The organism is Nostoc spongiaeforme FACHB-130 (genome assembly GCF_014698475.1).
GTDB classification, from domain to species: domain Bacteria; phylum Cyanobacteriota; class Cyanobacteriia; order Cyanobacteriales; family Nostocaceae; genus Nostoc_B; species Nostoc_B spongiaeforme.
In genome coordinates this window covers 24048-30216 of record NZ_JACJTB010000066.1, presented here as the reverse complement: position 1 = coordinate 30216, position 6169 = coordinate 24048, and the positions used below count along the sequence as shown (strand labels likewise).

The 6169-nt window shown below is 39.6% G+C and carries 2 protein-coding genes and 1 pseudogene; 1 reads left to right on the top strand and 2 read right to left on the bottom strand.

All coding sequences use genetic code 11. The annotated features are described in order from the left end of the window. Positions 1 to 560, top strand: a pseudogene (locus H6G74_RS28670) (MobV family relaxase); the annotation flags it as partial. A gap of 448 nt (positions 561 to 1008) precedes the next feature. On the opposite strand, the gene H6G74_RS28665 reads toward H6G74_RS28670, so the two are convergent. Together H6G74_RS28665 and H6G74_RS28660 are read right to left on the bottom strand one after the other, a co-directional pair. Next, positions 1009 to 5529, bottom strand: coding sequence for an nSTAND1 domain-containing NTPase (locus H6G74_RS28665; protein WP_242051375.1), 4521 nt, complete (start codon positions 5527 to 5529; stop codon positions 1009 to 1011). Next, complete coding sequence (locus tag H6G74_RS28660; RefSeq protein ID WP_190970969.1) at positions 5526 to 6044, bottom strand: hypothetical protein; 519 nt, start codon at positions 6042 to 6044, stop codon at positions 5526 to 5528. Before H6G74_RS28660 ends, H6G74_RS28665 begins: the two co-directional genes overlap by 4 nt. Positions 6045 to 6169: the final 125 nt, after the last annotated feature.

Sequence of the window (6169 nt, the reverse complement as noted above, 5' to 3'; positions counted from 1 at the left end):
TAACTAACTTCCTTGTAGGAGCATTACAACGTCAGGGGTTAGGTTACGTAGACCAGCAGGAAAATGTTGTCTTTATTAAGCGCGATCTGAACGGTGAAAAGTCAGGCGCACTGGTTTGGGATACCACACGCCTTGACAATCGGTGTATAAAGTACCCTGAAAATGGCGATCGCTCACAGGGATGGTTTTACCTAAAATTGGGTGGAGAGGCTGACGATAAAATCGAGAGAGTTATCTTGTGTGATTCCCCAATTGAGGCACTGTCAATTGCACATATTGATAGGGATGCACACAAGGGACAACCACCAGTCAGAACATTGTACATGGCTGTTGATGACCCGAACTCGTTGCCCCTTGAATTGCTAAAGGATGTGAACAGAATTGCTTTGGCATTTAATAACGATGAACACGGGAACCAAACAGCGCAAGTTGTTCAAAAAAAGCTACCCCAGGCTAAAAGAGTTGCACCTAGTGGACTGACTTGGAATGAGATTTTGATTGAAGCGCAGCAGAAAGAAATCGAACAGCAGAAGCAACGGTCTAAGGGTTTTAGTCGATGAGTCGTGTTGCAGCCCGAACTCGTTGCCGCTATCGCTCAATTAGGCGGTGCTGGGACGGGGCAATAGTTTACTGGTGAAGATGCCTAGTTTATCAAAGCCCCGCCCAGCACTTCGCTATCGCCGCCTAATTGCAACGAGTTCTGAAATTTGGGAAAGACGCTTTGACCACAGTCTGCGTTTGCTTGGCTTTAGGACAGCTAACATCTTCGCTAGCTCTAACCCGTTTTCTCTTTCTATATTGATTTCTGCTGGAGTTTACGTTTAAACAAATAAATGCAGAACCTGCTTTTCTCAAATAACTAATTATCGCCCTTTCACTTTACTTTACCAATGCCATTGCACATTCGCTTCTCGCTGTTACTAACATTGGGATTCGTCTCTATTAAAATATGTTACTTGACTGTGGCTACCAGTTACCTATGTAAGCACATTCAACCTCAAATAACTTTCATTTTCCACTAATAATGCTATCGCACAGATGTTTATCTTCCTTAGTGACAATAGGGCTACTTTTTAGATAATCACCAATCGAATCGCACCCTAGATGTAATAAATCTTCTAAATCAAAATTCAAAACTACAGTTTCCTCACCTCTTGCAACGGCAATCTGTTTGCCATCGGGACTATAGCTAATACTAACACCTTGAGAAAAATTTACTTCAATTTTTGCAACTTCTTTACCAGTGGTAATATCCCATAATTTCACCCTCCCCTTCTCATCAGCAGAAGCAAGTGTCTTACTATCGGAACTAAAGCTGACAGTCTTAGCTTCAGATGATCCATTAAGAGTTTGGAGGGTTCTGCCTGTATTAGCATCCAGCAATTCCAATGTTCCGTCATCTGAACTTACAGAGACAAGTATTTTGCTATCGGGACTGAACTGGACAGGTTGTTTAAACTTTTCGAGTCTTTTGATTACTTTACCAGTGCCAATATCCCATAGTGTCATTGTTGAATTATCTGAAGTTGTTCCAGAAGCAAGGGTTTTACCATTCGGACTAAAAATAATTTTAGATGAGTCCACTTTAAAGGTTTTGAGTACTTTACCAGAGGTGGTATCCCACAGTTTCACCGTTCCGTCATCACTTCCAGTGGCAAGAGTTTTACTATCGGCAACGAAGCTTATGCTATTGAGCTTTGAATCTTCTTTGAGAGTTTTGAATTCTCTACCAGTGGTAACTTCCCATAATCTTATTGTTCCATCCCCACCTGTAGAAGCAAGTGTCCTGCCATTGGGACTGAAGCTAATAACGCCTTCAAAAGCTTTGAGTACTTTACCAGAGGTGGTATCCCACAGTTTCACCGTTCCGTCATTACTTCCAGTGGCAAGAGTTTTGCCATCGGGACTGAAGCTTGTGCTATTCACGTTTCTAACTGTTCTTATTGAATGTCCTTTGAGAGTTGTGAGTATGGTACCCGAATTGGCATCCAACAATTTTACCGTATCATCAGCAGGTAGTAATGCAATCGATTTACCATCAGGACTGAAGCTGATACTTAAAACCCGGCTAGAAAACTCTTTAAAGGTTTTGATTTGTTTGCCTGTGGTGGTATCCCATAATTTTACCGTCCAGTCACGGCTTGCTGTTGCCAGTGTCTTACCGTCGGGACTGAAACTAACACTTGTCACCCCATAAAGATGTCCTGTAAGAGTCATGATTTCTCTGCCAGTAGTGGTATTCCACAATTTTGCTGTGTTGTCATTGCTGGCTGTTACTAGCATTTTGCCATCGGGACTAAAACTGACACTATTAATATTTCCTAAATGCCCGATAAAAGTTTTGATTTCTTTACCTGTGGTAGTATCTAATAAGTTTGTTCTGTCACCAATTGCAATAGCTAGCGTCTTGCTATCGTGACTAAAGCTAACTCTACTAAAAGTATATGAAAAGTCATTATAAGAAAAATCTGACAAATTCTTTAAGGTTTTAATGCTATATTCTGTTATTTTTTGACCTGTGTTTACATCTAAAATTTTCATCGTATTGTAACTTTCTAAAGCAATTAACTTGCCATCTGGACTGAAGTTGATGCTCTTTGCACCGGATTCTTTAATTGTTTTGAGTTTACTACCACTTTTGATGTCCCATAGTATTACTAAACCTTGAAAACTCACTGCTGCAATCGTCTTGCTATCAGGACTGAAACTGATATTAATAAAACTGTTATAACCCTCTTTTATAGTTTTCAATTCGCTACCAGTGGTCGCGTCCCACAGTTTTATATCATCGCTGCCACCTGTAGTGGCAATCGTCTTCCCATCGGGACTGAAGCTAAATCCAGCAACTGTGCCATAAACCGAATCATGATTCTTGAGGGTTTTGAATTCTTTGCCATTGATATTCCAAAGCTTTGCCGTTTTGTCATCACTTACACTAAGGATTAGCTTACTATTAGGACTAAAGCTTGTACTGTTAACTCCACCTAAATGCCCATAGAGAGTTTTTAGTTGTTCACTAGTTCTGATGTTCCACAATTTTACTGTCTTGTCTCTATTTGCGGAGATAAGCTGCTCACCATCGAGACTAAAATCGACGCTAGTCACTCCATATCCATAAGATGAAGTCTTATCAAAAGTTTGAAGACGTATGCCAGTTATTGTATCCCAGAGTGTTATCGTATTGTAGTCACTTCCAATGGCAAGTTTCTTGCCATCAGGACTAAATTTGACGCAAGTTACGGATTGTTCAGTATACCCTTTTGGTGGTCCGTTGAACGTTTTGAGTTCTTTACCAGTGGCAGTATCCCATAGTTTCACCGTGTCATCATAGCTTGCACTGGCTAACATTCGCCCATCACGGCTGAAACTTACATCTATAACTACCCCAATATGACCTTTAAGCGTTTTTAATATTCTGCTAGAAGTGATATCCCACAGTTTCACTGTGTTGTCATTAGCCCCTGTTGCAAGTGTCTTGCCATCGGGGCTGAAGCTGACGCTACGAACTACATCTGCATCATTAAGAGTTTTAAGTATTTTGCCAGTATTGATATCCCATAGTTTTACCGTTTTGTCATTATTACTTAGAGTCGCCAACAACTGCCCATTGGGACTGAAGCTGACGCTACGAGCTACATTTACATCATTAAGAGTTTTAAGTATTTTGCCAGTGTTGATATCCCATAGTTTTACCGTTTGGTCATCACTTGTAGTTGCCAACAATTGCCCATCAGGACTGAAGCTTGCGCTATTAACGTCTTTGAAAGTTTTGATGGCTGTGTTAGTCTCGTAGACAGCCTGTTGCAATGTTGCTATAACTTGAATTCTTGTGTCAGCCTTTACTCCCGTTGCTGTTTGTTGTAATTGCTTTCCTGTCTTGATGCTTTGTATTAGTGCTTGTTCTTGCTTACCTGAAGCTAAAAGCGTTTTTGAAATTGCAATTAATCTACCAAATTCAGTATTAGTTTGAAGTATTTTGGTTTGCTGCCACTGCCACAAGGTAGCAAGAGCTAGAATCGAAACTACAACTGAAAAGCCACTTAGTCCTAATATAGTACGCCGCCGTTGGCGATCGCGCAACCCCACACTAGCATCAATAAATTGCTTTGCTGCATCACTAAATCCACCCAAAACTTGATTAAAAGTTGTGTCTTTTCTAAGTTCTACAACTTTCTCTAACTTCGACCCACTCCACAACTCATCATCAGCCTTTTTCGCTTGCCAGTTTGCTACATCATCATTGAGACGATTACGCAGTGCTATGGTATGACGATTATCAGCAATCCATGTATTAAGAGTTGTCCAAGAGGTGAGTAAGATTTCATGGGAGATTTCTATCGTAGATTCTTGAGATTGCGGTTGGCGATCGCTCACCAGTAAATTCTCATCAATCAACTTTGCCAACACAGTTTGCTCAAGTTCATCACTAAACTCAGATTTTAATGCTCTTCTACGAACTGGTTTCCATTCACTACCTACTTCAGAATTCTCTCCAATATCAACCAATCTCAGAAATATTTTCCGAGTGGAGAGCTTTTCTACTTCTGATAAGTTGTCATAAATAGAATCAATATGCAGTTTCAGCGCACCTCGAACACCACCTAATTGGCGATAGATACTCAGATTTAAAGTTCGGTCATCAATGCTGCCAGTTCTTACCTCAGTTTCCCACAACAGATTTAAGGTGTATTGCAATAAAGGTAAATAACCTGCTTGCCCCTGGACATCTTTAATAATCTCCTCTACTAAACCAGTTTCAAACACTACACCCTGATGAGCAGCAGGTTGTTCAATTGCCAACCGCAATTCATCCGGTTGCATTTCTGCAATGAACGGACAATGCTTCTCTGTAGCTTTCACTAGCTGGGGATATGGACTTAACCTATCGAAAAAATCAGCCCGCATTGTCCCTATAATTTTGACGGAACTTTGTTTAGTTTTACTCAATTTCACCAGACTTTTGATAAATTGCTCGCGCTTGTCAGCAAGACTGGTAGTAAATAATTCCTCAAACTGGTCAATTAAGATCAACCAATAGTCATCAGGTTGCTTCAGCCTTTCCACTACTTGATTCAGCGTATCAACTTTCGCTTCACGAGCAATTTGAGCTTCTGTTTGCTTGTATTTATTAAGTAAGTTGGCATAGAAAGATTCAAACGGGTCAATATCTGGAGTGAACGTCAGATTCACTAATCGTGACCCCCATTTTTGTAAAAGCCAAGGAATTAACCCTGCACGCACTACTGATGATTTGCCACTACCGGAAGCCCCTAACAGCAAAATCAAGTTAGTTTGTTCTAGTTCATTTACTAAACCTGTTAAAAATTGGTCACGACCAAAAAATAAGTCTTTATCAGATGGCTCAAATTTCTTTAAACCTTTGTATGGAGAAGTTTGTATAAATTGACGAGTCTTAATCTCCGCAACAGAAATTTGTAGAATCTGAGTCTGATTAAAGGTGACAACGTTACTGTCCCCAATCGAAACATTACTAATATTTTGTTGACTACTAGGAAATTCCTGTTTCATATTCCTGCCCATACCTTAGCAGCCAGAGGTGCTAATTTTAAGACTGGTTCAGCTAGTTCTGCTATACCTGTTAAATTCTTTTTCAGAAATTCTATAGACTGTTCTACTAAATTTTTATCTGGCTTTGGCTTTTTCAATTCTTCTTCAATTGTCTGTATTGGTACTCCTAAAGTTTTCTTTGCAATAGGGTCTAAGACATTACTTGTATTAATGTCCTGTTTTAATTTTGAGAGTAACTTTAAGGCTTCTTGTGCATCAAGATTCTGGAATATAGCTTGAGTCTTGTTTTGATTTACGCTGCTTCCCCGATCTGTCTGAAGTTGATTAAATTCAATGCCGGAGTTACTGTTACCAATGCTGATGTTGCCAATATTCTGTGAATGAGACTCCACTGCTTTAGCAGCAGTACCAATAATATCTAAAATATTAGGTAACGAGTTTTGCAGTTCCAATTTTTCTTCATTGGTCAGGTTTTTGATGATGTCTAAAACTTCGTTAACACTGTATTTCGGCATACGAGGTGCATCTCAACCTATGTAACAACATATCAATATTCAAATCCATATTAAGTAATTTCGGATTAATTGCCGAAATTACTTAATATGGATACTTTAAGCCTAAAATAACACTAGTAATCTTC

Coding starts and splice junctions, on each gene's coding strand:
- H6G74_RS28660 (WP_190970969.1), bottom strand. CDS start 6,044: ATGCCGAAATACAGTGTTAACGAAGTTTTAGACATCATCAAAAACCTG.
- H6G74_RS28665 (WP_242051375.1), bottom strand. CDS start 5,529: ATGAAACAGGAATTTCCTAGTAGTCAACAAAATATTAGTAATGTTTCG.